The sequence below is a fragment of the Pseudomonas sp. 14P5.3.2 genome, assembly GCF_057799175.1.
Map to the genome: position 1 here is coordinate 190,173 of NZ_JBYOKU010000001.1, position 26,186 is coordinate 216,358.

Here is a 26,186-nt window from a genome sequence, read left to right on the forward strand (position 1 = left end):
GTTGTTGGCGTGAAATTATTCGTATAGATTTTCATGAAATTATAAAAACATAATTTCATGAGGCGCCGAATGTTTCAGCAGTCCCAGCAGCATGTCGCCAGCTATTACGCCCACAGTTGCGCCGATATCCTCAGCACACGGCCCGCTCTGGAAGGTGAGCACGACACCGAGGTGGTGATCATCGGCGCCGGTTTCAGTGGGCTGCACACCGCGTTGCGCCTGGCCTTGGCCGGCAAACGTGTCACGGTGCTGGAAGCCAGCCGTGTGGCGTGGGCCGCGTCGGGGCGTAATGGCGGGCAGGCGATTCTGGGTTGGTCGTGCGACATGCCGCCACTGGAGGCAGCGCTTGGATATGAGCGCGCCCGGCGTCTGTGGGACGGCATGCGTTGGGCCGCGCAGGAACTGCGTGAACTGCCCGATCGTCATGGTTTCGATTGCGACTACCGCCCGGGCCATTTGTGGACGTCGGTGATGCCGCGGCGGGTCAGCCTGCTGACTGAATGGCAACACGAGGCCAGTCACAAATGGGGCCACGATGGTCTGCAGTTCATTCCCCGTGAAGACCTGCCGCAATGGGTCGCCAGTGAGCGCTATCAGGCCGGGCTCTTTGACGCCGAAGGCGCGCATCTCAATCCGCTGAAACTTGCCTTGGGCCTGGCCGCCGCCATCGAGCGTGCCGGCGGGCGCATTCATGAACAAAGCAAAGCGTTGAGTTATCAGCAGGAGGGCAACGGTTTTCGGGTCAACACCGAGCGCGGCTCGGTGAAGGCTGATGTGCTGGTGCTGGCCTGCAACGCCTATCTCGATCAACTCGATCCACAACTCTCAAGCTGCATCCTGCCGGTCGGCACCTACCAAGTCGCCACCGCGCCGCTGACGCCGGAGCAAGCCACTGCGCTGCTGCCGAGCAACGTCTGTGTGACCGACAACCAGTTCGTCCTCGATTACTTCCGTCGCACACCCGACAACCGCCTGCTGTTTGGTGGCGGCTGCACTTATCTGGGCGGTATGCCCAAGGACATTGCGGCGGCGACTCGGCCGTTTCTTGAACGGGTGTTTCCGCAGCTTAAAGGCGTCGAACTGCCATTCGCCTGGGGCGGGCACATCGACCTGACAATCAAACGCACGCCTGACGTTGGCCGCGAAGGCGATCGCTATTGGCTGCAGGGCTACTCGGGCCACGGCGTGCTACCGACGCTGGCCGCCGCCCGCGCCGTGTCCGAGGCGATTCTCGGCAAGCAGGATGAATTGGCGTTGTATCAGGGCCTGAGCAATGGCCGTTTCCCCGGCGGCAAATACCTCGCCGCACCGCTGGAAGCCGTCGGCAAAGCCTGGTATCGACTGCGCGACAGTATCTGATGAAGCTTTTCCCAGAAGATCAGCCATGAACAAACAAGAAGAAATCGCTGCGCTGGCGATCCTGATCCACGACCTGCGCAAGCACAAGAAATACACCCTCAAAGAGCTGGCCGACAAAATCGGCCGTTCGGTGGGGTTTCTCTCGCAAGTCGAACGCGGCCTGTCGCGCCCGACCGTGGCCGACCTCACCGCCATCAGCGAAACCCTCGGCGTGCCGACCACCTATTTCTACAGCCTGCCCAAGCCCAAGGAGTTGCCGTGGGTAACCCGCCCGGACGAGCGCCGCACGCTGTATTACGCCAACGGCATCACCGACATTCTGGTGTCGCCGCAGATGCGCGCGTCGTTCTCCATGCTCGAAAGTCACCTGGAACCGGGCGCGAGCAGTGGCGACCGGCACATGAGCGACAGCTCGGAGCAGGGCGGCTACGTGCTCGAAGGCGAGCTGACCTTGTGGCTGGGCAACGACGACGAGCCGGTCACCTTAAGGGCCGGCGACAGCTTTCAATTCGACAGTCACACCCATTGCCGCTACGGCAACCTCACGGGGCAGCTCACCCGTGTGCTCTGGGTCTACACCTGATAACAACAAAGGATGAACACGATGGACGCTGTTTGCTCTGACCTGCTCGCCGAAGTGCGCGCGTTTCGCCAACGCTACCCCGAGGTGCGTTATGTCGACCTGATTTCCCTGGACATTCCGGGGCACTTCTACGGCAAGCGCTATCCGGTGGACATGCTCGAAAAAGTCGCGGCGGGCAGTGCACTGAAACTGCCGCAGAACTGTGTGCTGCTGGGCGTGCAGGGCGGTCTGTTCAAGATTGGCGATTACTGTTTCAACGACGGCGACCCGGACGCCGTGCGCCGTTTGGTGCCCGGCACACTCAAGCCCGTGACTTGGGAAGCGCAGCCGCTGGGGCAGATGCTGATTACCTCCGACGGCACCGCCAAACCCATCGAGTTCGAACCCCGCGAAGTGCTGGCGAAAGTGCTGGATCGACTGGCGTCCAAGGGCATTCACCCGGTGGTGGCCTTCGAACTGGAGTTCTATCTGTTCGACAAAAAACTGCGCGACGGCCTGCCGCAATTCCCTCGCGATGAGCTGACCGACGACGCCGATGATCAGCCGAACATGCACATCGAGCGCCTGTCACGCTTTGCCCCGGTGCTCGACGAAATGGTTGAGGCCACAAGGGCTCAAGGCATCGACGCCACGGTGATTACCGCCGAGCTGGGGCCGGGGCAGTTCGAGATCAATTTCGGCCATCTGGACGACGGTTTGCGCGCAGCCGACTGGGCGGCGCTGTTCTGTCGCAGTACCCGTGGGGTTGCGCTCAAGCACGGCTATCGCGCCAGCTTCATGGCCAAGCCGTACGTGGAGCATCCGGGCAGCGGCATGCATGTGCATGTCAGCCTGTATGACGCGGTCGGCAACAACCTGCTGGCGGCCAATCACCAGCAAGCGCTGCATCATGCGGTGGCCGGCTGCCTGGACTTGCTACCGCACAGCATGCCGATCTTCGCCCCAAACCAGAACGCCATGCGCCGCTTGAGCGGCACGGTGAACACCGCGACCAAGGCGAGCTGGGGTTACGAGGATCGTGACGCCTGCCTGCGCATTCCCGAATCGGACACGAAAAACCTGCGCATCGAATACCGACTGGCCGGCGCCGACGCCAACCCGTATCTGGTGCTGGCGGCGATTCTGGTGGGCCTGGAACATGGTCTGGAATCAGGCAAGGAACCGATCCCGCCACTCAACGACGACCGCAACAGCGGCATCGACTTTCCGACGGAAATCCTCGATGCCGTGCGCGCGTTGCAGCATCAGCCGCAACTGCGGGCGGGACTGGGCGCCGAGTTTGTCGACGTGTATTGCGAGAACAAGCGTCAGGATCACCTGGCATTCATGCAGGAGATCAGTGCGCGGGAGTATCGCTGGTATTTGTGATTGCTGTTTCAACACACCACTCGAATCGGGTGCAGGGGCCCGCGATGACCGGGTGGAATTCAGCGCAGGTGAATTCCATCGCTCATCAAAATTGATGAGCGTGCCACTAGGTATTTTGAACATCGGGCGTGAAGATGGCGAAAGAACGGCTTCGAATGACGTCTGGAGATAACCAACGCCATCCCGTGCAATGTCTGCGCTGAGTTGGAAATAGTTGATTTTGGCTGGCAGCTATCGGCCAGAAGCGGTCATTCAATATCTAAGAAATCCGGGGCGATTCAGTATCGCCATTGCCAGATTTGAGTCGAAAGCGGGCCTTGTGGGCAGACAGCTTTCGGCCGAGGCTGTGTAAAAACGTTTTTGAGCGCGACAGGTACTGAAAACCGGACTGAAAATCGCGCTTCTACGCGAAATCCACATCTGCTGACGTGCCGATAAATTTCAGATTTAACGTAGACGCGCACACTTCAATTTTGGCGAAGCGTTTTTACACACTCTGGGCCAAGAGGGGCCGCTGGCCCCCGGCGACCGATTCCAGTAGTAAAGATGTGCCCCGTAAAACATATATTGCATTACCGTCTATGCTCGATTCATGGAGACCGATGACGACATACTGACAATGACAAGTAAAATAGATGATGTGCTTTACATTTGCGCATCATCTCCGGGGCGTTACTGCCTGTTCTGCATTTTCTCCAATACGGCTTCATGCTCCCAGCGTCGAACTCGTCGTTCCGTGCTCGGGGTGCATTGCGACTTCAACGCGCAGCTCTGGCATTTCGAACTCCAGTAACGATGCAAATTCAGGCCTTTTCAACGTAGGAGTAGTGCCAGACCAGCGCCTCGCCAGCCGGGCAAATGTATTCGTTTTTTGCCGCGTCATAGATGAAAACATCGTTATTGAAACGCCCGTCCGCTTTGGCTCCAGAGGTCATCGGCTTGGGCACATAGGCGGTGATGCCGGCATCGTGACAAGCGAGGATTTCTTCGCTTTTGAAGTAACCTCGGTCAGCCACTACCGACAGCGTTTTTGACGCCATCGCCTCGCCGGCCTGCTTGGCCATCGAACTGAGTTGATCGCGGTCGGAACCGACGTTGGTCACCTCATGTGCAACGATCAAATGGTGCTGGGTATCGACCGCTGTCTGCACGTTGTAACCGACGATTCCCGTGCCGCGAGTCATCATGGAACGGGCGTCTGGATCGGTCAGCGAGACCTGTTTATCCGGCGATTCATTGAGTTTGATTTCGATCGCTTGAAGCTCCTTCATTTGAGTTTTGAGCTTGGCGATTTTCTCTTCCAGCCGCACGGCACTGGGCTCGGAAGCTGTGGGTTCTTGCTGGTCGGCTTTGTCGAGCGCAGTCAGATATCGATTAATACTCGATTCAATTTCTTCCATTCGCCGCTTCAGTTTGGCGCTGGTGAAATTGCGGTCGCGGTTGTTGACGGCTTTGAATTTACTTCCGTCGATGGCGACCAGATTTTCTCCAAATAATCCCAACTGCTGGCACAGCACCACGAATTGGCGGCAGACGCCTCGGATGGCCTTGCTGTTGTCTTTTCGGAAGTTAGCAATGGTCTTGAAATCGGGCATCAAGCGGCCGGTCAGCCACATCAGTTCGACGTTACGCTGGGCTTCTCGTTCCAGGCGCCGGCTCGACTGAATGCGGTTCAGATAGCCGTAGATGTAGATCTTCAAGAGGATCGCGGGATGGTAAGCAGGCCGGCCAGTATCGGCTGGAATGGCACCTTCAAAACCCAGTTTGACCAGGTCGAGTTCTTCGACAAAGACGTCGACTACGCGCACCGGGTTGGTATCGCTGACGTAGTCGTCGAGGCTCTCGGGAAGTAAGGTGCCTTGGCCTCGATGTTCACCTTGGATAAAGCGCTTCATGGGCGATCCCTGCGATGAAATCCTCAGAAATCATAGCAAGGGTTCGCAAAAGCGTTTACACACTCTGAGCCAACTCAGTCTCTTATGAGAGGCGACTATTGACCCAAGGCTGACCCTGCTCTCGCGAAACGCGGGGCCGGAGTTATCAGATTTGGAACAGGCGGGAGATCGCGGTCATGGCCTTGTCTCCGTCAGTTTCATAGAGACCGAACAGGCGCGTTTGGTCGCTCAGACGATGAAGCCGAAAATGGTTATAGAACGCTTGGCCTAAGCGCTGATTATCGAACGCTCCGCGTTCCCAAAGAGTTAAAAACTCTTGATACGCAACGCGCTCAATTTCCATTCTCGGCATGCTTTCCATATTCACATCCATTTGTTTCAGTGATGACCGAATCCTACTGACGCCGGACAGGTGCGGCAATGCGCATTTGGGGGCAGTTTTAATCATCCAAGCTGGTTTTGGAGTTTTTACACACTCTTGGCCGAAAGCTGCCACTCATTAAATGCGGCTTACGATCAACAATGGAGTCTCTGCTTCAGTGATTCACACCTAAACGCCGTATAGAAGTTCGCGCCTCACCTGGAGAGCAATTGCTGCGAAGCCCTTTCCAGTGCCGCGCTTTCGGGACGCGTAGTCCTGATTAGCAGAAACATCCTCCCATTGACTCACCGATTCCACGTACCTATGAGTGCTATCGGTATCAATTTCAAACTCTATGAACCGCTCTGCGTGAGTGAGCAAAAGACCATAAAGGCGTGGCATTCCGGGAAAGTCAACTTCAAGGCCGAGTACGACGGTTTCTGACCATCTAACGCCTTTCGACTCGCCATAGTTTTTTAAGGCGAGAGGGACCCCTCTGGCCAGCCAAGCTTTGGCGGTTACAATGAGTGTGTGGGCCACAAGAGCATTTTGCTCTTGCACGTTCAGTTGCCTTTTTTTAATAGACAGTCAATGTCCACTTCAATCTCCACTAAAGTAGCCGCTTCCAGGATGGCGATCTGTTAAACACGCAACGACTCAGTCGATTCACATCTCCACGCTGTTACCCGATCCTGCGGGGAGTAGCGAGGTTCCGATGTGGTTACCGAACGACGACTTTCGACCCAAAGCTGACGGTGGCGACAGACAAAAATCGGCCAGAAGCGGACATCGGCAAGCGACCGCTGTCGGCCACAAGCTGACGGTGGCTACAGACAGAAATCGACCCACACCTGCCTTCTAGATCAGTTGGGATCTTTGTTAGAGCGGGCTTACCCGTAAAGGAGGCTGCTTGAGCAACGCACATACTCTTCGAGCAATGTCATCTGCGCTATCGGGAATGTCCACTGAAATGCCTAAATAGTGTTCAAGGTGCAGGGTAAGCGTGTGTTCATCCACCAACAGATCCCAATAGCGTTGGTCCGGACCATCAAGCCTCTCTTTCCAGCAACCGCCCAGCCCTTGCTCAATAACCCGGGCCAAGTCCTCGAAAAGCTTCCAGTCGGCTTCCTCTGATACTTCAATCCTCACTATGTGTCACCTCACCACCAACAGTCCTCCGATTGTGGTGGCTCCTACGAATGGTCGCAATGGGTCGACACCTAACGGTGCAGGATGACCGCTTTTGGCCGAAAGCAACCGCTTAACGACGGCGACACGTTGCCCCGGCCTGCAAATAGCAAAACAGCCTGCAAAAATTTACGTCGATAGCGCGGTTGTCCATCAGTCTTTAACTGACCCTGCAAAAACCGCACAATTGCCGGCTTTTTCTCGACAGGGAGTTCCCATGCAACGGATTGTAATTCTTGGCAATGCCGGTAGCGGCAAATCTACCCTTGCCCGTGCCTTGGGCAGGCGTCTCGGTCTGCCGGTGGTGCATCTGGATACCCTGTTTTGGGAACCCGGCTGGATCGAGCCAGACGCCGAGCAGTTTCGCGCACGCGTCAGAGAAGCGATATCAGCGGATGCCTGGATCTGTGAAGGCAACTATGCCCGTCGCACATTCGACCTGCGCCTGCCTCGTGCCGATCTGATCATTTGGCTCGATACGCCGCGGCTCACCTGCTTCACTCGGGTGATCCTGCGCAGCGTATTGAATCGACCTCGTGCAGACCTTGCTGCAGGTTGTACAGAGAAGCTTGATCGGGCGTACCTGACATTCCTGAACTTCGTATGGAATTTCGATCGTGGCTATCGCCCTGGTATCGAGGCGGTGCGTCAGGCCATTGGCCCGCAGATCCCGACGGTGCACTTGCGATGCAAGCGTCAGATTGGCGCATTTCTGGATAGCTTGCCCGCATCACCTGAAGTCTGCCTGATGTGACAGCGGCTGCACTGCCAGGTGTGGTGTTTCGCCGAAGAACTCGATCAGCAGTTCAGTGAGCACACGAATCGGCCTTTCTGGGCGTATTCGAGAACTTCGACGGGTTCAACGCTGAAAAAGCGCTGGAAGAGGCGAGGAAGAAGGCCTGATTAGCGGGCAGTGGATGAAGGTGTCGCTAGCGAAAGCGGGCGCCACCTTTATTTTTTTACTGCTGCAAACGACTGCTTTTGTGCCGGCCCTGCTGCGGCAATGGCGTGCCCTGAACCGACGAACATTTCCGACGATTCCGTAGCCAGATTGCGTCATGACCCTGTCAGATACCAACATATGGATACTGGACAGTCGTGTCGCTGACTCATGAATCAGGAAGAGGCTTCACCAAAACCAATACGGCAGAAACTTCGGCGTGGGTTCGATCATGAGTTCCAAGTGGTAGGTGATTGGGTTGAAGAAAAACATATCCAGTATCAGAAATGCCGCTACCCCAAACGAAAGCGTCAAGAACTCGCGATAGGGATGTTCGACGAAGTACTCCTGTTTAACATGATAGAAGCTCAACAACGCGGACAGCCCCAGGCCTGCGCCGAGGTAGTTGGGCTGTAACGGGACATTGGCGAAGTTGTTGTAGACCAGCACCGCCACCAGCATCCCCAACCCCAGCATGGGCAACTTCAGGCAGAAGTTCAGCAGGCCGTTTCTGGCGCGTACGAAGACGGCTTCCTTGCTGACGAAGAGGTAGGCGGCCAGCAGCGAAATGGCCGGGGTGATTGCCAGGATGTAGCGCGCTTTCTTGGAACTGGGAACAGTGAACAGCACCAGCAGCACCAACAGCCACCCGCTCAGATAGAGCAGCAGGTCGATGTCTTTATCGCGGGTTGGGCGAAAGAACAGTTTGTACTTCCTGAGAATCACGTTGATGGCGTAAAACACCGTGATGCCGTAGGTCAACAGGCCTGCGGAGAAGTAGAAGTAATAGCGTGGCGCGTGGTCGGAACCGAAGCGTCCGATGCCTTGCATGTTCAGCACTTCCTCGAGGAACGCTTGCCCCCCTTGCAAGTAGGCCGCCCATGCCAGCAACACAACCCCCACCGCCAGAATCACGCCCGAGAGCAATGAAAACAGCAGCAGCAGGCGCCACTGCCGGCTCAGCAAGTAATAAGCGCCAATGACACTCGCAGGTCCGATCAAGCCAATAGGCCCACGAAACGCGAATCCCAGCGCCAGACCGAGGTACAGAAACACCAGGCGCCGCGGGTCCTTTTTCATTTCCGCCGAATAGGCAAAATAGAAGCACATCACCGTTAACAACGCCGGATAGATATCCAGTGCCAGCGAGTTGACGCCGTCAAGAAAGGCCCAGGTGAGCAGGCTGAAAAGAACGCCATACGCGCCCCATTTTTTGCTGCGCAACGCGCCCAGCCGATAAATGAATACCAGCATCAGCGACGCGGCCACGCAGGACGGAAAACCCATGGAAAGAACGGACACCCGGCCGAACGGCAAGGAAACCAGATAGACCAACAAGGTATTGAGGACCGTGTAGTCGGGATAAGGCTTGAGGTCGTCGGCAATCGGGAACAGCGTGACACCGTGCAGCAACATGTACTCGGCAAAGTCGACAAAGCGTGTTGTGTAGTTGAGGACAGCGGGTTTGTACTGCAATGCCATGAACACGGCCAGTGTCATGAAAAAAATGCTCAGGCAGGGATTTCTCGTAATCAGTCCCGTCAACATTCCAGCCCGCGAAGTGCGCTCTACAACCAGCGGGGCATCATATCGATCCATCGTTAACCCTTTAGTGAAGTTGTTCTTTTGACCGCCATCCTGACAGTCCGGTGACGCCTGCATTGAACTTGTGTGTGGCGCGAGATTAACTTCGAGCCTAGCCCGCAACGAGGACTATTCAAGCATGACGGCCCTAAACACACCCTGAACAGAACCGATTAAAGTCAACAGGAAAGCCGCATTAACGAAGCGTGTCGAAACGGGCTTTGTGCATTTCAATGATTGAATATTGACAGTGATGTAAGGCCGGCTAAATGACGCGCCCTTTCTTGGGTGACGAGTGATCGGCCGGCTCGGTCCTGACGCTTTTCAACAACTGTGCAAACGCGCTCTTGTCGATCGGCCGACTCATGAAGTAGCCCTGCACCTCGTTGCATTGATCCTTGCCGAGAATCTCCAATTGCTCTTCGGTTTCCACGCCCTCGGCGGTCACGGTCAGGCCCATGGCTTTGCCCAGACCAATGATCGCCTGCACCACCGCGCGATCATTGGCGCCGAGGCTGATCGAGGCGATGAAACGCTTGTCGATCTTGATCCCGTCGAACGGGTAGGCGCGCAGGTAACCGAGGGACGAATAACCGGTACCGAAGTCGTCCATGTTCAGGCGCACGCCGAGTTGCTTGAGCGCATTCATCGTGGCCAGCGCGCCGTCGGTGTCGACCAGCATCACGTTTTCGGTGATTTCCAATTCCAGGCGACTGGCCGGCAAACGCGTCCGCACCAGCACTTCGCGCACGTCTTCGACGACATCGCTGAGGGCAAACTGCGCCGGCGACAGATTGACTGACAACAGGATGTCCGCCGGCCAGGTGAGGGCGGTTTCACAGGCTTCGCGCAGTACCCAGCGCCCCAGCGGCACGATCAGGTCGGTCTGCTCCGCCAGGCCGATGAACAGGTCCGGCCCGAGCAGGCCCTTGGTCGGATGCTGCCAGCGCACCAGGGCTTCGACCGAAACGATGTGCTTGCCGTCGACCGTATAGCGCGGCTGGTAGTGCAGGACGAATTCGTCATTATTCAGCGCACCGCGCAAATCGCTTTCCATCTGCCGGCGTGTCTGGATCTGGTCGCTCATGTGCGCTTCGAAATAGCACCAGGTGTTCTTGCCCTCGGACTTGGCCTGATACAGCGCGATGTCGGCGCAACGGATCAACTCGCTTGGCACGAAGCCCTGACGCCGGCTCAGGGCAATGCCGATGCTTGCACCCACGTGCAGCGGATGATGTTCGAAGATCAGCGGCTGGTGCAGGCTGTCGAGCAGCCGCGTGCAAAACCGCTCGACTTCCTGACGGCTGTCCATACCATTGAGCACCACGACGAATTCGTCACCGCCCAGGCGGGCGACGATGTCGAGCTCACGGGTGCATTCGCGCAGGCGACTGGCGACTTCCTGCAACACCGCATCGCCCGCCGGGTGGCCGAGGGAGTCGTTGATCGGCTTGAAGTTGTCCAGATCGATCACCAGCAGCGACAGCGCTGGCGCATGCTCCTTGAGTTGCAGTGCATCATCCAGATAACGCGCCAACTGGTTGCGATTGGGCAGGCCGGTGAGGGCGTCGTGCATCGACAGGTGCTGGATCTGCGCATGGGCAGCGACTTCGTCGGTGATGTCACTGGCGGTGCCGCGATAGCCGCTCACGGTGTGCTTGTCGAGGATCGGGCGTGCCGACAACCGGCAATGACGTTGCTGCCCGGCCTGATCGCGGTAGGTGCAACGCAGGTCGCTGGCATTGCTGTCTTCGGTAAGTTTCTTCAGCCACAGCTCCAGCGGGGTGGTATCGCACGTCACCAATTGCCCGATGCTCTGGCCGATCCATTGGGTTTGCGGGTAACCGGTCACTTCGCTGAAGCGCGCCGAGAGATAGGTCAGGCGCAGTTGATTGTCGACCTCCCAGATCCAGTCCGACGCCGCTTCGGCGACCGCGCGAAAACGTTCTTCACTGGCTTCCAGCGCATGGTTGGCCGCTTCCAGTGCCTGGTTCGAGGCCTGCAAGGTGCTGAAGCTATGGTCGACGTAAGTGGACGAGCGCAAGGCGTAGCGCAGGAAATACGCAGTCAACAGCATCAGCACCACCAGCACCGCGCCGAGTGATGGTAGCAATGACCACAACAATTGCTGGCCGGGGCGTTCCAGATCCGCCGTCAGGCTGTAACCGGTGCTGTCCAGCGGCACGCGCGGTTGCGTCTTGGCGAGTTGATCATCCTGGGTCAGCATCAGGTTGTTCAGGCCATAGGCCGTGCCGAGTGCCTGCAGTTTGCTGGGCGTGAGCTTGTCGACGAACACCAGTACCGAGGTTTGTTTGGGATCGCCCACCGGACGCTCATCGTTAGGCAGGATAGCCGCCGCCGTGACCAGTGCCGGCCAGCCGTCGAACAGCGAGTAGGTGCTGATGGGCACGGTCAGATCAGCCTGGCTCTGCACCTGATCCACCAGCGCGGCGGCGGTGACCTTGAGCCAACGCGAGAGGTCGCCGTTTTCTTGCTCGCCTTGCACCACGGCGTATTTGGTGCGTTGCCGATCCAGCACGAACACGCCGTCATAACCGTCAGTGGTGAACAGCGTCTTGCCGATGTTCTGCTGGGTAAAGGCCCAGTCGGTGTCGACTTGGGCGTGAAGGTGTTCGTAGGCCGTGGTCCAGTCGGCGTAGCTGGTGATATAGCTTTTCGACGCGCTGATGCGATTTTCCAACGCACGGGCGGTATAGAACCGCGTCTCCTCGACATCCTCGCGATCCAGTCGAGTAGCGATGCTGAGCAAGGTGCCGATAGTGGCAATCACCCCAACGACAAACAGCGCGCCGACCGCGAAGGCCAGACGGCGAGTGATTGCACTTTGCTGAGGTGGAACCGGCGTTGCAGGAGCGAAAACATCCATATGCTCGTCCTTGAATCCGTAGCTGAATCAGCTGGAACAGCGGCCTGCGTGCAATGTTCAATGTGTTTGCCGGGTTTGCACCGAGGCGGATTTCCCAAGCGTAGTGAATGCGCGGGGATTTTGCCTTGAGACTGCGGCGGGCATTCGATGGCCGGGAGCGATTGGTGCTCAGTGCGAAGACACGTACAGGGAGGGCGTGGTGGACTGGGGCAGGGCATACGTGGCTTTCATCCACGCGACCTCGGCCAGCGGCGTGCGGCCGAAGAAGCGCTTGAACTCGCGGCTGAACTGCGAGGCGCTTTCATAACCGACGTTGAACGCTGCCGTCGCGGCCGGCATGGCGCCACGCAACATCAGCAAGCGCGCCTGATGCAGACGCGTGGCCTTGAGGTATTGCATCGGCGATGAGTCGGTGACGTTGCGAAAATGCACATGAAAGCTCGTTACGCTCATCCCCGCTTCCTCGGCGAGGGACTCGACATCCAGACGTTGCTCATAGCTGCTGTGAATCCGCCGGATCGCCCGGCTGACCTTGCCGAAATGCCCTTGCTGCTGGAGTGCCGCACGCATCGAACCGCCCTGGGCACCGGTCAGAATCCGGTAGTAGATCTCCCGAACCAGCGCCGGCCCGAGGATCTGCGCGTCGCCCGGATCGCTCATCGCTTCGAGAAAGCGCAGGGTCGAGGCGCGCAATGGATCATCCATCGGCGAGGCGTACATGCCCTTTGGCGGAGCGTCGCTCGGCCCGAACACCTCGTCGACCTGCAGCATCAACTCGCTGGCCAATTTCAGGTCGAGGCGCATATACACCGCCAGCATCGGTTCAGCCGCACTGGCCTCGGTTTCCATGGTGAACGGCACCGGCACCGACACCACCAGATAATGCTGGGCGTCATAGACGTAGACGTCATCGCCCAGATAGCCGCGCTTGCGCCCCTGACAGAGAATCACGATGCCCGGGTCATACAGCACCGGAGTGTTGCTCAGCGGCCGATTCGAGCGCAGAAAACGCACGTCCTCCAGCGCACTGAGGTTGTAGCCCTCCAGCGGCGCGAGCTGTTCGAGCAACTGCACCATGCGCGCGGTGTACGGATCGGATGGACTCATGGGCATTGATCTCTGTGCCGGGACTCAGCCATCGGTCGAGCGGGTCAGGGTTTCCCATTGCTCGATGTCGCTGAGGCTGCGTTGCAGTTTATCGCGCACCAGATTCAGCGCATCGCTGCCCAATAGCAAGTGTGCGGGTGGTGCGGCGCTGGCGATCAGTTGCAGCATGGCCTGCGCAGCCTTGCGCGGATCGCCCAACTGCTTGCCGCTTTTCTCTTCGCGGGCCTTGCGCACCGGGTCGAAGCTGGCGTCGTAGTCGGCAATGCTACGCGCCGTGCGCTGCATCGAACGACCGGCCCAATCGGTGCGAAACGAACCGGGCGCCACCGCCGTGACAAAAATGTTGAACGGTTGCAATTCCTTGCTCAGCGTATCGGAGAGCCCCTCAAGGGCAAACTTGCTCGAACAGTAATAGGCAATGCCGGGCATGGTGATGGTGCCGCCCATCGAGGTGATATTCAGAATGTGCCCGGCTCGCCGCTGCCGGAAATACGGCACGAACGCCTTGATCATCGCTGCCGCGCCGAACACGTTGACGTCGAACTGACGCCGCATCTCCGCCAGCGGTGACTCCTCGAAAATGCCCTCATGTCCGTAACCGGCGTTGTTCACCAGCACATCGACCGGACCCAGTGTGGCTTCGACATCGGCGATCACCCCGTCGATGCGTTCGAAATCGGTGACGTCGAGCAACACCCCGTGTGCCCGATCCGCGGACAGGGCCTCGAACGACTTCAGATCGGCGTCATTGCGCACGGTACCGATCACTCGGTGACCGGCGTTGAGCGCTTCTTGCGCGAGGGCGCTGCCGAAGCCGCTGCTGACACCGGTGATAAACAGGGTTTTGCTGCTGTGCATGGCAATCTCCGACGGATAAGTGAGAGGCCATGGTAGGCAGCCTGGGGCGAGAGGGGTATGCCGGTTTATCTGCGAGGATTGCCTGTTCCTATTGGCAGGCCCGTGAAGCGCTCGGAAACGTAGTGTTGATTCGGCACGCCGCCCGGATCAGGCACCTTTCCTGAGCAACTGCCCCAGCGCCTCCAGCTCACCTTTCTCCACATCCGACACCAATACGAAGTGCATGTGTCCGGCCTGCCACGACACCACATTGAAGCCGCGCACGCTCTGGCTTTGCACGGCTTTATCAGCCTCGCTCGTAGGCAAGATAAACACGTTGATGATGTGCTTGGCATGCCCGTAGCTCAGGGCGGCGGTGGTCTGGTGTTGCAGGTAATCCAGACGCCCGCCGAGCAGAGGGAAGCCTTGCGCCGTGTAGTCGAACACCGGAGGCGAGAAGTCGAGTTTGCCGGTGAACCACGGTTTGACCGTATGGCGATCGGACGACACCACATCGTTCAGATGCTCGCCCATCAACGAACGAACGTGACTGGAAACGGCCTCGTCGATCAGTGGTTGCTCGCTGCCGGGAGTGGCGATATACAGCACCATCGCCAGGGCCAGCGCTGTGGCGGAAAAGGCCAGGGTCAGCCATTTTTGCCAGCGCTGGATGAACCCCGGCGCGGGTTTGTCTGCGGCGAACACGCTGGCCGCCAATGAGGCGGGGGCGGGGTAGTAGGGCGCATGGCGCTTCACGCTGAGCTTGAGCAACTTCGCTTGATCATGCAGCCGCGCGCACTCGGCGCAGGCGCTCAAGTGCGCTGCCACCTGCGCAGCTGTCGCCGGATCAAGTTCCTGATCCAGATAGCCGTGCAGCTGTGTCTGGCAAACCGTGCAGTCGAGTTCATTCATGGTCGTGCAACTTCAGTAATTCGAGCTTGAGCATGGCCCGCGCCCGGGCCAGCCTGGACATGACGGTACCGATGGGAATATCGACCACCAGGGCGATGTCCTTATAGGGCAGGTCTTCGAGTTCCTTGAGCACAATCACCTCGCGAAACACCGGCGGCAGGGCGCACAGCGCTTGTTGCAACAGCGCGGCGTTTTCAGTGTGAATCGCCAGCAGCTCCGGGGTCTGACTGTGGCTCAATGCGCCGTCGCCAGCCGCGCTTTCGTCATCGATGGCAACCCAATGGCGCCCGGCCGACGCCTTGAGCCAGGTGTAGCTTTCATTGCGCACAATGGTCAGAAACCACGCCTTGGCGTTGCCATCGGCGAAGCGCTGCAAAAACCGGAAAGCGCGCAGGGCGCTTTCCTGCACGACGTCGCGCGCGGCGCTGTCGTTGCCGGTCAGCCAGCGCGCAAGGTTGTAGGCCGCGTCCAGATGCGGCGCAATCAGTTCCTCAAATCGCTTCATGGTGGGTTCCGCACTGTCACACCCCTATAACCGTGCTGCACCGGTTTTTATTCCCGAAAAACAATTTGTTTTACGACGTGGAATAAACCCTCGCGTCGCATGGTTTACCTCGTGTCAGCTACCTCACTGTAGTCCGCCCGCGAGGACATACCGATGGACATTCAAGCAAAACACCCATTGCGCACCGACGGCTTGCTCAACCCGGACCGGCGCACCCTGCTCAAATGCTCGGCGTGGGCCGGGGCCGGGGTCATCTGGGCCTTGAGCGGCGGGGTTCCAAAAGCCTTCGCGCTGGACGAGGCGGGCAACGTCAGCGATCCCAAGGCCCTGGCCAGCACCTTTCACTTCGTACAGATCAGCGACTCGCACATCGGCTTCAATAAGGAAGCCAATCCGGAACCGGTGAAGACCTTGCAAGTGGCGATCGACAAGGTCATCGCGCTCCCCAAACGTCCCGCACTGATTCTGCACACCGGCGACATCACGCACCTGTCCAAGCCTGAGGAATTCGACACCGCCGCGCAGTTGCTCAAGGGCCTGCCATCCACCGTGCATTACGTGCCCGGTGAGCACGACACCCTCGACGAGGGCGGCGGCAAGCTTTACCTGGAGCGCTACGGCAAAGGCACCAAAGGCAACGGCTGGTACAGCTTCGATGATCACGGCGTGCACTTCATCGGGCTGATCAACGTCTTCAACTTCCAGGCCGGTCACGAAGCCACCCTCGGCGCCGATCAACTGGCCTGGCTGGCGGATGATTTGCGCGCTGTCAGCAGCAGCACCCCCATCGTCGTGTTCACCCACATCCCGCTGTGGACCATTTATCAGCCGTGGGGCTGGGGCACCGAGGACGGCGATCAGGCGATTGCGATGCTGCGCAAGTACGGTTCGGTGACGGTGCTGAACGGGCACATCCATCAGGTGATCCAGAAAGTCGAAGGCAATATCACCTTCCACACCGCCCGTGGCACCGCCTATCCGCAGCCGGCTCCGGGTGCCGCACCGTCGCCGGGGCCGATGACGGTAGCGGCCGATCAACTGCGCAATTACCTGGGGATCACCGACGTGCGTGCGACCCAGGGCGATCACCCGCTGGCACTGATTGACTCAACACTGGTTTAACCGAGGACACGCAAATGAAAAGGCAACTGTTGGCGCTGATGGGCCTGCTGCTGGCGATGCCGGTGTGGGCGACGGAAGTGAAGATCGACATCAAGGAATTCATGTTCGGCCCCAAGGACCTGACCGTGGCCGTCGGTACCAAGGTGACGTGGGTCAATGACGATCAGATTCCGCATACGGTGGCGGAAACCCACAAGGTGTTTCGCTCAGGGGCGCTGGATACCAATGACAGCTTTTCCTGGGTGTTCGATACACCGGGGGAGTTTGAGTATTTTTGCGTGTTGCATCCGCAGATGATCGGCAAGGTGGTGGTGACGCAGTGAATGCGATCGCTGAAAAACTTGCTGAAAAACGTACCGGAAGGGTGCTGCTGACCTGAGTGTTACTCAGCTACCAATCTGCACCTTTCCGGGGCTCGCAATGAGCTATTGGGTAGCACGTCCCAAGTTCGGCGTAGCAGGAGCTGATCGCCGTTTTCCGCTTAAATCATTCAAATCAAGCGCTTGGCACGGTGCGGAGAAATCTGGCATGCATCGTGCTTTTTTGTATCCGTGGATAATTGGATACAAAAAGACAAAAGGTGCTGCCATGCAATTCGCTCCCGCCTATGACCAGCGTCAACCGATGACCGCCGAGGAGGAGGCCTACAACTTTCTGTTGGAAGGCATCTGCGGCGGTCGTTATCGCAAGGGTGACCGGTTGATTGCCGAGGACATTGCCAGTGAAATCGGCATGAGCCGCATGCCGGTGCGCGAAGCCTTTCGCCGCCTCGATGCGCAGGGCCTGGTGACGCTGCGGCCCAACCGCGGCGCGGTGGTCAGCGGTCTGGATGTCGAGCAAATGCATGAGGTCTTCGAGATGCGCAGCGCCCTGGAAGGGTTGGCGATTCGCATCGCCGTACCAAAGATCAGCGAGCGTCAGTTGACGGCGCTGGAGCGGCTTCTCGATGAAATGGATGACTACCGCGAGGAGAGTGCGGCGTGGGTCAGTCGCCATCGCAAGTTCCATGAGTACCTGTGCAGCCTCAGCGATCGCCCACGGCTGCTGAAGCAGATCAGCGCCCTCTACGCGCTGATCGAAGCGCCCATGCGCTTGTGGCTGCAGCACATCGAAAAGCCCCTGAGTGCGCGCCAGGAACATCAGATGATCCTTGATGCGATTCGCGCCGGCGACGCCCACAAGGCCGAGGCCGTGGTGCGTGAACACATCGAAGGCACGGTGCCCGAGCTGATCAAGTTTCTGCAATCGGAAAAATAACCACAGAGCGGAACCCGAATCCGCCGATGTTTTGACTTTGAGTACTGCCCCGTTACTAACCGAACTGGAGTGTCTGGTCATGCATACGTCTCGCCTGTTACTGGCTGCAATTTCCCTCGGGCTCTGTTCGCAGTGGGCGCTTGCCGCACCGACGGTGCCGGAGCGTCTGGTCAAGGTCGACAAACTCACCTATTGCTCGGGCATGGATTCGCCGCCACTGGTGTCCTTCGATGAAGCGCAGAAGCCCAAAGGGCTGACCGTCGACCTGGGCCTGGAAATCGCCAAACGTCTGGGCGACAAGAAAGTTGATTGGCGGGTGATTCCGTTTTCCGGATTGCTCCCGGCGTTGCTCGCCAAACAGTGCGACATGATCGTCGATCAGTTGTTCGACAAGCCCGAGCGCCGCGAGGTGATCGACATCGTCAACTACATGTATTCCAGTCAGGCGGTGGTGGTGCCCAAGGGCAATCCGAAGGCGCTGAAAACCCTCGCGGATCTGAGCGGGCACAAGATCGCGGTGCTCAACGGTTCGACCATCAAGACCTTGCTCGACACCGAAAATGAAAGCCTGACCAAGGCCGGCAAGCCGCCGATGAAACTGGTGGTCTACAACACCGACACCGATGCCTTTCAGGCGCTGCGCATCAGTCAGGTCGACGCTTACGGCACCACGGTGGAAACCGCCGGTTATTACGCCGCGATGGCTCCGGACCTGTTCGAGGAAGGGGTACCAGCCTTCAGCCGGATCCTCACCGGTCTGGGCATTCGCAAGGACGATCCGCAACTGAGCGCTGCGGTGCAGCAGATCATCACCGACATGCGCAGCGATGGCAGCTACAACCAGCTTCTGAACAAGTGGCACGTCTCCAGCGACACACTCGATTGAGGTAAGCGTTGATGAACTTCAATTGGGATGTGTTCTGGCAGTACCTGTTGCAGCCAAGCGGCGTGTACCTCACCGGGCTCTGGCTGACCTGCCTGATCAGTGTGTTGGCGATGTTGCTGGGCTGTGTGTTGGGGCTGGCCGCCGCATTGTTGCGCTTGTCGAAGAACCCTCTGCTGCATCTGCCGGTGCGCCTTTATGTGTGGCTGATGCGCGGCACACCGCTGCTGGTGCAAATCGTCTTTCTCTACACGGCGCTGGCGGCGGGCGGGATTTTTCGCTTCGAAGACATTGAGCTGTTCGGGCTGGTGATCCCCGGCAATATCCAGGCGGCGATCATTGCTCTGGGCCTCAACGAAGGCGCGTACATGGCCGAGATCATTCGTGCCGGGATCGGCGCCGTGGACAAGGGCCAGTACGAGGCCGGGCGCTCGCTGGGCATGACCTTCGCCAAATTGATGCGCCGTATCGTCCTGCCGCAGGCGTTTCGGGTGATCGTGCCGCCGCTGGGCAACGAATTCAACGTGATGCTGAAAAACACCACGCTGGTCAGCGTGATCGGCGTGCAGGAGCTGTTGCTCAGCACGCAAATGGTCACCTCGGCGACTTTTCGGGTGTTCGAGTTGTACCTGGTGGTGGCGATTTATTTCCTGTTGCTCACCACGCTGTGGGGCTTCTTTCAGCGCTGGCTGGAGAACCGTTTCGGCCAGTCCGACAGACCATCTTCGCCGCCGCCGGCCTCCAGCCGGATGTTCGGCCGGAGCACTCTGAAACTGTTGAGGGGACGTTAATCATGGCGCATCAAAGTGACGAACTGATCATCGAGGCGCTGAACATTCACAAGTCCTTCGGCGATCTGCAGATTCTCAAGGGCATCTCGCTGCAAGTGCGTCGTGGCGAAGTGGTGGTGCTGATTGGCGCCTCAGGCTCGGGCAAGACCACGTTTATCCGCTGCATTAACCTGCTCGAAGACATTCAGGCTGGCGAGATTCGCGTCAGCGGCCGGCCCATGGGCTATCGCACGCGGGCTGACGGCAGTCTGGTGCGCGACTCTGAACGCAACATCGCTCGCCAGCGCCGGGACATCGGCATGGTGTTCCAGCGCTTCAATCTGTTCCCGCACATGACCGCCCTGGAAAACATCATCGAAGCACCGATTCAGGTGTTGGGTGTGCCGCGCCAGGCTGCGCTGGAGCAGGCGCAGGCACTGCTCAAACGGGTCGGTCTGGCGGACAAGGCCAGTCATTACCCGTCGATGCTTTCCGGCGGTCAGCAGCAACGCGTCGCCATTGCCCGAGCGCTGGCGATGAAGCCACAGGCGATGCTGTTCGACGAGCCCACCAGCGCCCTCGACCCGGAAACTGTCGGCGAGGTTCTGCAAGTGATGAAGGAGTTGGCCGAGGAGGGCATGACCATGGTCGTGGTCACCCATGAAATGGGTTTTGCCCGCGAGGTGGCCGACCGGGTGGTGGTGCTCGATCAGGGTGAACTGATCGAACAAGGCCCGCCGGAACAGATTTTCAGTCGTCCCACCCATCCCCGTACCCAGGCCTTTCTCAGCCGCGTGCTGTGAACTTCACAAGGATTTCGACGATGCGTTTATCGAGCTTCTTCGCGGCGCTGTGCTGCGCCGCCGTGGTGCCCATGCTTCAGGCTGCCGATTCGGTGGTGAAGGTTTACAACTGGTCCGATTACATCGGCCCCGACACGCTGAAGAATTTCGAAAAAGACAGCACGATCAAGGTTCAGTACGACATCTTCGACACCAATGAAATGCTCGAGGCCAAGTTGCTCTCCGGGCATTCGGGCTACGACGTGGTGGTGCCGTCCAGCCAGTTTCTTTCGAAACAGATTCGCGCCGGCGCCTACCAGCCGCTGCAACGCGGATTGCTCAATAACTGGAAACACCTCGATCCACGTCTGATGCAGCGTCTGCAGGCTGCCGACCCCGGCAACCAATACGCCGTGCCGTACATGTGGGGCACGGTGGGCATCGGCTACAACGAGGAGAAGGTGCGCTCCGTGCTCGGCAAGGATGTGCCGCTCGATTCGTGGTCGATGGTGTTCGATCCGCAGAACCTCGCCAAACTGAAAAACTGCGGCGTGGCCTTCCTCGATGCCCCTGTGAAGATCATCCCCCAGGCCCTGCTTTACCTCGGGCTGGACCCCAACAGCGTCAAGCCCGACGACTACAAACAGGCTTCTAAACTGTTGATGACGTTGCGTCCCTCGGTGACCTACTTCAACTCATCGAAGTACACCGCCGACCTGGCCAATGGCGATATCTGCGTGGCGATCGGCTATTCCGGGGACGTGATGCAGGCCCAGACCCGGGCACGCGAGGCCGGAAAAAATATCGACATTCGTTACCTGATTCCCAAGGAAGGCGTGAACCTCTGGTTCGACATGCTGGCGATCCCCAAGGACGCCGGTAACGTTGCCAACGCCCATGCGTTCATCAACTACTTGCTGCGCCCTGAGGTGATTGCGCCGGTCAGCGACTACGTCGGCTACGCCAATCCGAACAAGGACGCCACGGCGCTGATGGACCCGAAGGTCAGCGGCAACCCGGGGATCTACCCGTCTGACGAAGTGATCAACCATGCCTTCGTCTCCGCCGATCTGCCGGAAAACATCCAGCGCCTGATCACCCGCGAATGGAACCGGATCAAGTCCGGCCAATGAATTGCTGATTTGAAGAGCCTCTGCCATGTTGAAATTTTCTGCTCACGAATATCCCTATCCGTCGCAACGCCAAAGCGTGTTTGCCCGTCGTGGCATGGTCGCGGCATCCCAGCCGCTGGCCGCACAGGCCGGCATCGAAATGCTGCAAAAGGGCGGCAATGCGATCGACGCCGCCATCGCCACGGCGGCGGCCCTGACCGTGGTCGAGCCTACGGGCTGTGGCCTGGGCGGTGACGCGTTTGCGCTGGTCTGGTTCAAGGATCAGTTGCATGGCCTCAATGCCAACGGCCACGCCCCGGCATCGTTAAGTATCGAAGCGGTCAAAGCGGCCGGCCATGAGCAAATGCCGTTGTATGGCTGGACGCCGGTGACGGTTCCCGGTTGCCCATCGGCCTGGGCCGAGCTGTCGCAACGCTTTGGCGTGTTGCCGTTCGCCGATCTGCTGCAACCGGCGATCAGTCTGGCCAGAGACGGTTTTCCGCTGTCGCCGGTGGTTGCCCATCAGTGGCAGATCGCGCTGGATGAGTTCAGTCCCCATCGCGATGAAGTGCTGCAGGCCTGGTTCGATACGTTTCTGATTGACGGTCACGCGCCCAAGGCCGGGGAGATTTTCCGTAACCCGGCGCAGGCGCGAACCCTTGAAGAATTGGCGGCTACCCGTTGCGAGAGTTTGTATCGCGGCGCGTTGGCGCAACGCCTGGATGCGCATTCGCGGGCAACGGGCGGCTATCTGCGCGCCACGGATCTGGAGCATTACCGTGCGCAATGGGTGGAGCCGATTCACGTCAATTACCGTGGCGTGGATGTCTGGGAAATCCCGCCGAGCGGGCAGGGTCTGGTCGCCTTGATGGCGCTGAAGATTCTCGAGGGTTTCGACTTCGATCACCGTGACAGCCAGCAGACCTGGCACCGGCAACTGGAGGCAATGAAACTGGCCTACAGCGATGGCCTGCACTACATCACGGATCCGCTGCACATGCGCGTGGCTGTGGATGATCTGCTGAGCGACGAGTACAGCGCCCGCCGCCGTGCACAGATCGGCGAACAGGCCCAGCCGCCGAAGCCGGGCGATCCCCACGCCAGCGGCACGGTGTACCTGGCCACGGCGGACGGGCAGGGCAATATGGTCTCGTTCATCCAGAGCAATTATCACGGCTTCGGCTCAGGTGTGGTGCTGCCTGACAGTGGCATCGCCCTGCAGAACCGCGGGCAGGAATTCAGCCTTGATCCGCAACATGCCAACGCGTTGGCTCCCGGCAAAAAGACCTTCCACACGATCATTCCCGGCTTCCTCACCAAGGATGGCCAGGCGCTTGGGCCGTTCGGCGTGATGGGCGGCTACATGCAGCCGCAGGGCCATGTGCAGATGGTCATGAACCTGGTGGATTTCGGCCTGAACCCGCAATCGGCACTGGACGCGCCGCGCTGGCAGTGGCTTGGCGGGATGAAGGTCGGCATCGAACAGGGCGCTTCAAGGGATCTGGCCAATGCGTTGGCGCGTCGCGGGCATGAGGTGCAGATCGCCAGTGATCTGACGGATTACGGACGAGGGCAGATCATTCTGCGTGATCCGGTGACGGGGGTGTTGTGTGGGGGGACTGAGCCGAGGGCGGATTCGCATATCGCGGTTTGGTAGATACGGCAGGTACTCGCCAGGTCAGGAGCACACACTTTTTCACAAAGACCTCCCAGCCTCCATTCGATGGCAGAATCTCCCTGACTTGACTGTTTTGGAGAACACCATGCTTCGTGTGTTTGAACGAAGACTCGACCCTTTCCCGCCTGACGAGGTGCCACCGCCGCCCAACGGTCTGGCTAAATTCCTGTGGGCCTGCACCCGGGGTGCACGCGGCTACATCCTGGCGCTGGCGTTGCTCAGTGCCGCCGTGTCGATTTACGAAGCGTGGCTGTTTTCGTTCCTCGGTCAGGTCGTGGACCTGCTTTCGACGTGGCAGGCTGGCGGCGAAGCGGCTGTGCAAGAAAGCCGCGTGCTGTGGGGCATGGGCATCGTCATGGTGCTCAGTGTCGGGCTGGTGGCGTTGCGCACCATGGTCCAGCATCAGATCCTGGCGATTAACCTGCCATTGCGCCTGCGCTGGGATTTCCACCGGCTGATGCTGCGGCAAAGCCTTTCGTTTTTCTCCGATGAGTTTTCCGGTCGGGTCACGACCAAGGTGATGCAGACGGCGCTCGCTGTACGCGACGTGCTGTTCACCATGATCGAGATCTTGCCTGGGATCGGTGTGTACTTCATCGCGATCATCGCCCTGGCCGGCGGCTTTGCGTTGAAACTGATGCTGCCGTTTCTTGCTTGGGTCGTGCTGTTTGGCTTGGCGATGTGGTACTTCGTACCGCGTCTGGGCAAGGTCGGACAGGAGCAAGCCAATGCGCGGTCGATGATGACCGGGCGTATCGCCGACGCTTACACCAACATCACCACGGTCAAGCTGTTCTCCCATTCCAATCGCGAAGCGCACTTCGCGCGGGCGGCGATGGAGGATTTCAAGCAGACCGGTTTTCGCCAGATGCGTCTGGTCAGCCTGTTCGAGATCGTCAACCAGGCGCTGGTAGTCGGGTTGATCATGTCCGCCGGTGGTTACGCCCTGTGGCTGTGGCATCAGGGCGATGTCGGCGCCGGTGCGGTGGCGGCGATCACTGCCATGGCGTTGCGGATCAATGGCATGTCGAACTGGATCATGTGGCAGATGACCTCGCTGTTCGAAAGCATCGGCACCGTTCAGGACGGCATGGCCACGCTGACCCAAGGCACCAAGGTGCAGGACGCGCCGGACGCCGGCGTGCTGGTCACTTCTGGCGGCGCGGTGACGTTCGACAAGGTGAAGTTCAACTACGGTGGCGAGCGTCAGGTGCTCGATGGCCTGAGCCTGAGTATTCGCCCCGGCGAAAAAATCGGTTTGGTAGGGCGCTCCGGCGCCGGCAAGTCGACGCTGATCAACCTGCTGCTGCGGTTCTATGATGTCGACAGCGGCGAGATCCGTATCGACGGCCAGAACATTGCGCACGTGACTCAGGACAGCCTGCGCAGTGCGATCGGCATGGTCACCCAGGACACTTCGCTGCTGCACCGTTCGATTCGCGACAACATCGCCTACGGCCGCCCCGATGCCACCGACGCACAGATCCGCCGCGCCGCTGCCAACGCTCAGGCTGATGAGTTCATCAGCCAGTTGAGCGATCGGCAAGGACACACCGGTTACGACACCTTGGTGGGCGAGCGCGGGATCAAGCTGTCTGGCGGCCAGCGCCAACGTGTGGCGATTGCCCGCGTGATGCTGAAGAACGCGCCGATCCTGCTACTCGACGAAGCCACCAGTGCGCTGGACTCGGAAGTCGAAGTGGCGATTCAGGAAAGCCTCGATGAAATGATGCAGGGCAAAACCGTGATTGCGATTGCCCATCGACTGTCGACGATTGCGGCGATGGATCGGCTGATTGTCATGGATGACGGGCGCATCATCGAGCAGGGCACCCATTCCGAATTGCTGGAGAAGAATGGTGTTTATGCGCGGCTGTGGGCGCATCAGAGCGGCGGCTTCCTGGGTGAGGACAAAGGTGTGATCGAGGCGTTGGATCAGGCGTGAGTAAGAGGGTGTGCGGCCGGGGAGGCGATAAGTCGATGGCATTAAACAGCTGATTGGCCGTTAACGGCTAAAAGCGACGCGGGCGCTGCGGCTTGGCTGAGATCTTGGCAGCGCCCATGGCTAGAGAATCGGGCTATTAGTTAGCCATGAGGGATAAAGTGAATCTACAACTTGAAATTGACAGGATGTTTGGGGGATGCGCATTTGCCAGACCACTTTTCTATTCCTATCCAGGAGGTCTGCGTTTTGAACTCTCTGAAACGGGTGGAGTGATTCAGCAATTTCAAACGGCACTTCTAAAATCAACGAAGATCTGCAGCGATATCTTCCTTGATGATGCGACGCTTGTTGCTTGTCTGCGCGTTCATTCTGGTAGCAATCAATTTGCTCATAGATCCCGGATTCTCGCTCTCCGTTCTGCCGGTATCAACATACCCACGCAACGCTCAGTCTGGAGTGAAAAAATAGACCCCGAGGAATGGCTTTGCGAAAGTGAGCCGGAGTATTGGATCAACGTTGCATTTGAAGCGCCAGCGACTCTGCTTCAAGCATTTCTTTGGTGTGCTTTGGCTAGTGACTTTGGCGCAATTCAGCCTAACCCCGAATGCGCTGTATACCTTTTCAATTTGAAGAAGCACGTCATGGTTTTTCCGTACGACGACAGAGGTATGGATGTAGTCGGCCCCAACAAAGATTTTCTTTCACAGCTGTATCGTCAGCATCATATATATCTGTTGGGTTACGACCGACACACGATGGACAGCACATTCCAAGGGCTTGCGAGTTAGCGTCTTTGCTTGAATTGGAGCTGAAACCGTGCCTGCAGCTCTCATGTCCATCGTTTCATTCTAGTCAGTTGCAACCTGCCGCACAGGCGGCAATCGGGCACTCACCTACCGGTGGTCTGGCGATCAATCTGATTTGGCCAAGGAGCCGTCAGGCTCTTCCCAAGGTCAGTGCATTAATAGAGGCACTTGTCGTGGGCCTGGTGCCGTCTGCCAGCAAAACCCTATGACCGCTTTCGGATGTGGATTCAACCAGTCGAGGCCTCCAAATAATCTGAACCCCGTCCGAACGCGTACGCCTAATGATCAACCTGTGATCAATTGCA

Annotated in this window: 22 protein-coding genes and 1 pseudogene; 14 read left to right on the forward strand and 9 right to left on the reverse strand. The window is 58.7% G+C overall.

Going from position 1 to position 26,186, the window contains the following annotated elements:
- Positions 1-69: 69 nt before the first annotated feature.
- The 3 genes from AC27VU_RS00830 to AC27VU_RS00840 are packed head-to-tail and all read left to right on the forward strand — an operon-like array spanning position 70 to position 3,310.
- Entirely contained in the window at positions 70-1,359 is a 1,290-nt protein-coding gene (locus tag AC27VU_RS00830) for an NAD(P)/FAD-dependent oxidoreductase (RefSeq protein ID WP_488723161.1), read from the forward strand.
- Positions 1,360-1,384: 25 nt separating this feature from the next.
- Positions 1,385-1,942 (forward strand): helix-turn-helix domain-containing protein, encoded by a 558-nt coding sequence (locus tag AC27VU_RS00835; protein WP_488723162.1) that lies wholly within the window; start codon positions 1,385-1,387, stop codon positions 1,940-1,942.
- A gap of 21 nt (positions 1,943-1,963) precedes the next feature.
- On the forward strand, positions 1,964-3,310 hold the full coding sequence (locus AC27VU_RS00840; RefSeq protein ID WP_488723163.1) for a glutamine synthetase family protein: 1,347 nt from the start codon (positions 1,964-1,966) through the stop codon (positions 3,308-3,310).
- Positions 3,311-3,963: 653 nt separating this feature from the next.
- Here the strand turns inward: AC27VU_RS00840 and AC27VU_RS00845 are convergent.
- The 3 genes and pseudogenes from AC27VU_RS00845 to AC27VU_RS00855 all read right to left on the reverse strand — a co-directional run.
- Positions 3,964-5,205 (reverse strand): annotated as a pseudogene (locus AC27VU_RS00845) (IS1182 family transposase); the annotation flags it as partial.
- A gap of 145 nt (positions 5,206-5,350) precedes the next feature.
- On the reverse strand, positions 5,351-5,566 hold the full coding sequence (locus tag AC27VU_RS00850; protein ID WP_207866938.1) for a hypothetical protein: 216 nt from the start codon (positions 5,564-5,566) through the stop codon (positions 5,351-5,353).
- An 879-nt stretch (positions 5,567-6,445) separates the two neighbouring features.
- Positions 6,446-6,715, reverse strand: coding sequence for a DUF3630 family protein (locus AC27VU_RS00855; RefSeq protein ID WP_342216043.1), 270 nt, complete (start codon positions 6,713-6,715; stop codon positions 6,446-6,448).
- A 256-nt stretch (positions 6,716-6,971) separates the two neighbouring features.
- Here AC27VU_RS00855 and AC27VU_RS00860 point away from each other — a divergent pair, with 256 nt between their 5' ends.
- Positions 6,972-7,508 carry a P-loop NTPase family protein gene (locus tag AC27VU_RS00860; RefSeq protein WP_201138513.1) on the forward strand — a complete coding sequence of 179 codons (537 nt, stop codon included), beginning with the start codon at positions 6,972-6,974 and terminating at the stop codon, positions 7,506-7,508.
- Between the two features lie 375 nt (positions 7,509-7,883).
- Here AC27VU_RS00860 and AC27VU_RS00865 read toward each other — a convergent pair whose 3' ends face one another.
- The 6 genes from AC27VU_RS00865 to AC27VU_RS00890 all read right to left on the reverse strand — a co-directional run bounded on the left by AC27VU_RS00865 (position 7,884) and on the right by AC27VU_RS00890 (position 15,526).
- Positions 7,884-9,194: an ArnT family glycosyltransferase gene (locus AC27VU_RS00865; RefSeq protein WP_488723276.1), complete on the reverse strand. Its 1,311-nt coding sequence runs from the start codon at positions 9,192-9,194 to the stop codon at positions 7,884-7,886.
- Positions 9,195-9,543: 349 nt separating this feature from the next.
- Complete coding sequence (locus tag AC27VU_RS00870) at positions 9,544-12,165, reverse strand: bifunctional diguanylate cyclase/phosphodiesterase (protein ID WP_488723164.1); 2,622 nt, start codon at positions 12,163-12,165, stop codon at positions 9,544-9,546.
- 168 nt (positions 12,166-12,333) lie between these two features.
- Positions 12,334-13,272 (reverse strand): AraC family transcriptional regulator, encoded by a 939-nt coding sequence (locus tag AC27VU_RS00875; RefSeq protein WP_488723165.1) that lies wholly within the window; start codon positions 13,270-13,272, stop codon positions 12,334-12,336.
- A gap of 24 nt (positions 13,273-13,296) precedes the next feature.
- Positions 13,297-14,130: an oxidoreductase gene (locus AC27VU_RS00880; RefSeq protein WP_488723166.1), complete on the reverse strand. Its 834-nt coding sequence runs from the start codon at positions 14,128-14,130 to the stop codon at positions 13,297-13,299.
- Between the two features lie 147 nt (positions 14,131-14,277).
- Positions 14,278-15,021 (reverse strand): anti-sigma factor family protein, encoded by a 744-nt coding sequence (locus AC27VU_RS00885; RefSeq protein WP_488723167.1) that lies wholly within the window; start codon positions 15,019-15,021, stop codon positions 14,278-14,280.
- The gene (locus tag AC27VU_RS00890; RefSeq protein ID WP_400496603.1) at positions 15,014-15,526 is read right to left on the reverse strand and encodes a sigma-70 family RNA polymerase sigma factor; all 513 of its coding nucleotides are present in this window, start codon (positions 15,524-15,526) and stop codon (positions 15,014-15,016) included. The genes AC27VU_RS00885 and AC27VU_RS00890 overlap by 8 nt, the downstream gene beginning before the upstream one ends.
- A 153-nt stretch (positions 15,527-15,679) precedes the next feature.
- Here AC27VU_RS00890 and AC27VU_RS00895 point away from each other — a divergent pair, with 153 nt between their 5' ends.
- From AC27VU_RS00895 to AC27VU_RS00940, 10 genes are all read left to right on the forward strand, one after another.
- Positions 15,680-16,648, forward strand: a complete 969-nt coding sequence (locus AC27VU_RS00895) for a metallophosphoesterase family protein (protein WP_488723168.1) — start codon at positions 15,680-15,682, stop codon at positions 16,646-16,648.
- A gap of 14 nt (positions 16,649-16,662) precedes the next feature.
- Positions 16,663-16,971, forward strand: a complete 309-nt coding sequence (locus AC27VU_RS00900; RefSeq protein WP_488723169.1) for a plastocyanin/azurin family copper-binding protein — start codon at positions 16,663-16,665, stop codon at positions 16,969-16,971.
- A gap of 265 nt (positions 16,972-17,236) precedes the next feature.
- Positions 17,237-17,905 carry a GntR family transcriptional regulator gene (locus AC27VU_RS00905; protein WP_103483426.1) on the forward strand — a complete coding sequence of 223 codons (669 nt, stop codon included), beginning with the start codon at positions 17,237-17,239 and terminating at the stop codon, positions 17,903-17,905.
- Between the two features lie 79 nt (positions 17,906-17,984).
- Complete coding sequence (locus AC27VU_RS00910; RefSeq protein ID WP_003224912.1) at positions 17,985-18,791, forward strand: ABC transporter substrate-binding protein; 807 nt, start codon at positions 17,985-17,987, stop codon at positions 18,789-18,791.
- Positions 18,792-18,802: 11 nt separating this feature from the next.
- Positions 18,803-19,579: an amino acid ABC transporter permease gene (locus tag AC27VU_RS00915; RefSeq protein WP_488723170.1), complete on the forward strand. Its 777-nt coding sequence runs from the start codon at positions 18,803-18,805 to the stop codon at positions 19,577-19,579.
- Between the two features lie 2 nt (positions 19,580-19,581).
- Entirely contained in the window at positions 19,582-20,361 is a 780-nt protein-coding gene (locus AC27VU_RS00920; RefSeq protein ID WP_488723171.1) for an amino acid ABC transporter ATP-binding protein, read from the forward strand.
- A 20-nt stretch (positions 20,362-20,381) separates the two neighbouring features.
- A complete protein-coding gene (locus AC27VU_RS00925; protein ID WP_488723172.1) occupies positions 20,382-21,473 on the forward strand; it encodes a polyamine ABC transporter substrate-binding protein in 1,092 nt (363 codons plus the stop codon).
- A 25-nt stretch (positions 21,474-21,498) separates the two neighbouring features.
- Positions 21,499-23,109 (forward strand): gamma-glutamyltransferase family protein, encoded by a 1,611-nt coding sequence (locus AC27VU_RS00930; RefSeq protein ID WP_488723173.1) that lies wholly within the window; start codon positions 21,499-21,501, stop codon positions 23,107-23,109.
- 106 nt (positions 23,110-23,215) lie between these two features.
- Positions 23,216-25,075: an ABC transporter ATP-binding protein gene (locus tag AC27VU_RS00935; RefSeq protein ID WP_488723174.1), complete on the forward strand. Its 1,860-nt coding sequence runs from the start codon at positions 23,216-23,218 to the stop codon at positions 25,073-25,075.
- 158 nt (positions 25,076-25,233) lie between these two features.
- Complete coding sequence (locus AC27VU_RS00940; RefSeq protein ID WP_488723175.1) at positions 25,234-25,863, forward strand: DUF3885 domain-containing protein; 630 nt, start codon at positions 25,234-25,236, stop codon at positions 25,861-25,863.
- Positions 25,864-26,186 lie beyond the last annotated feature (323 nt).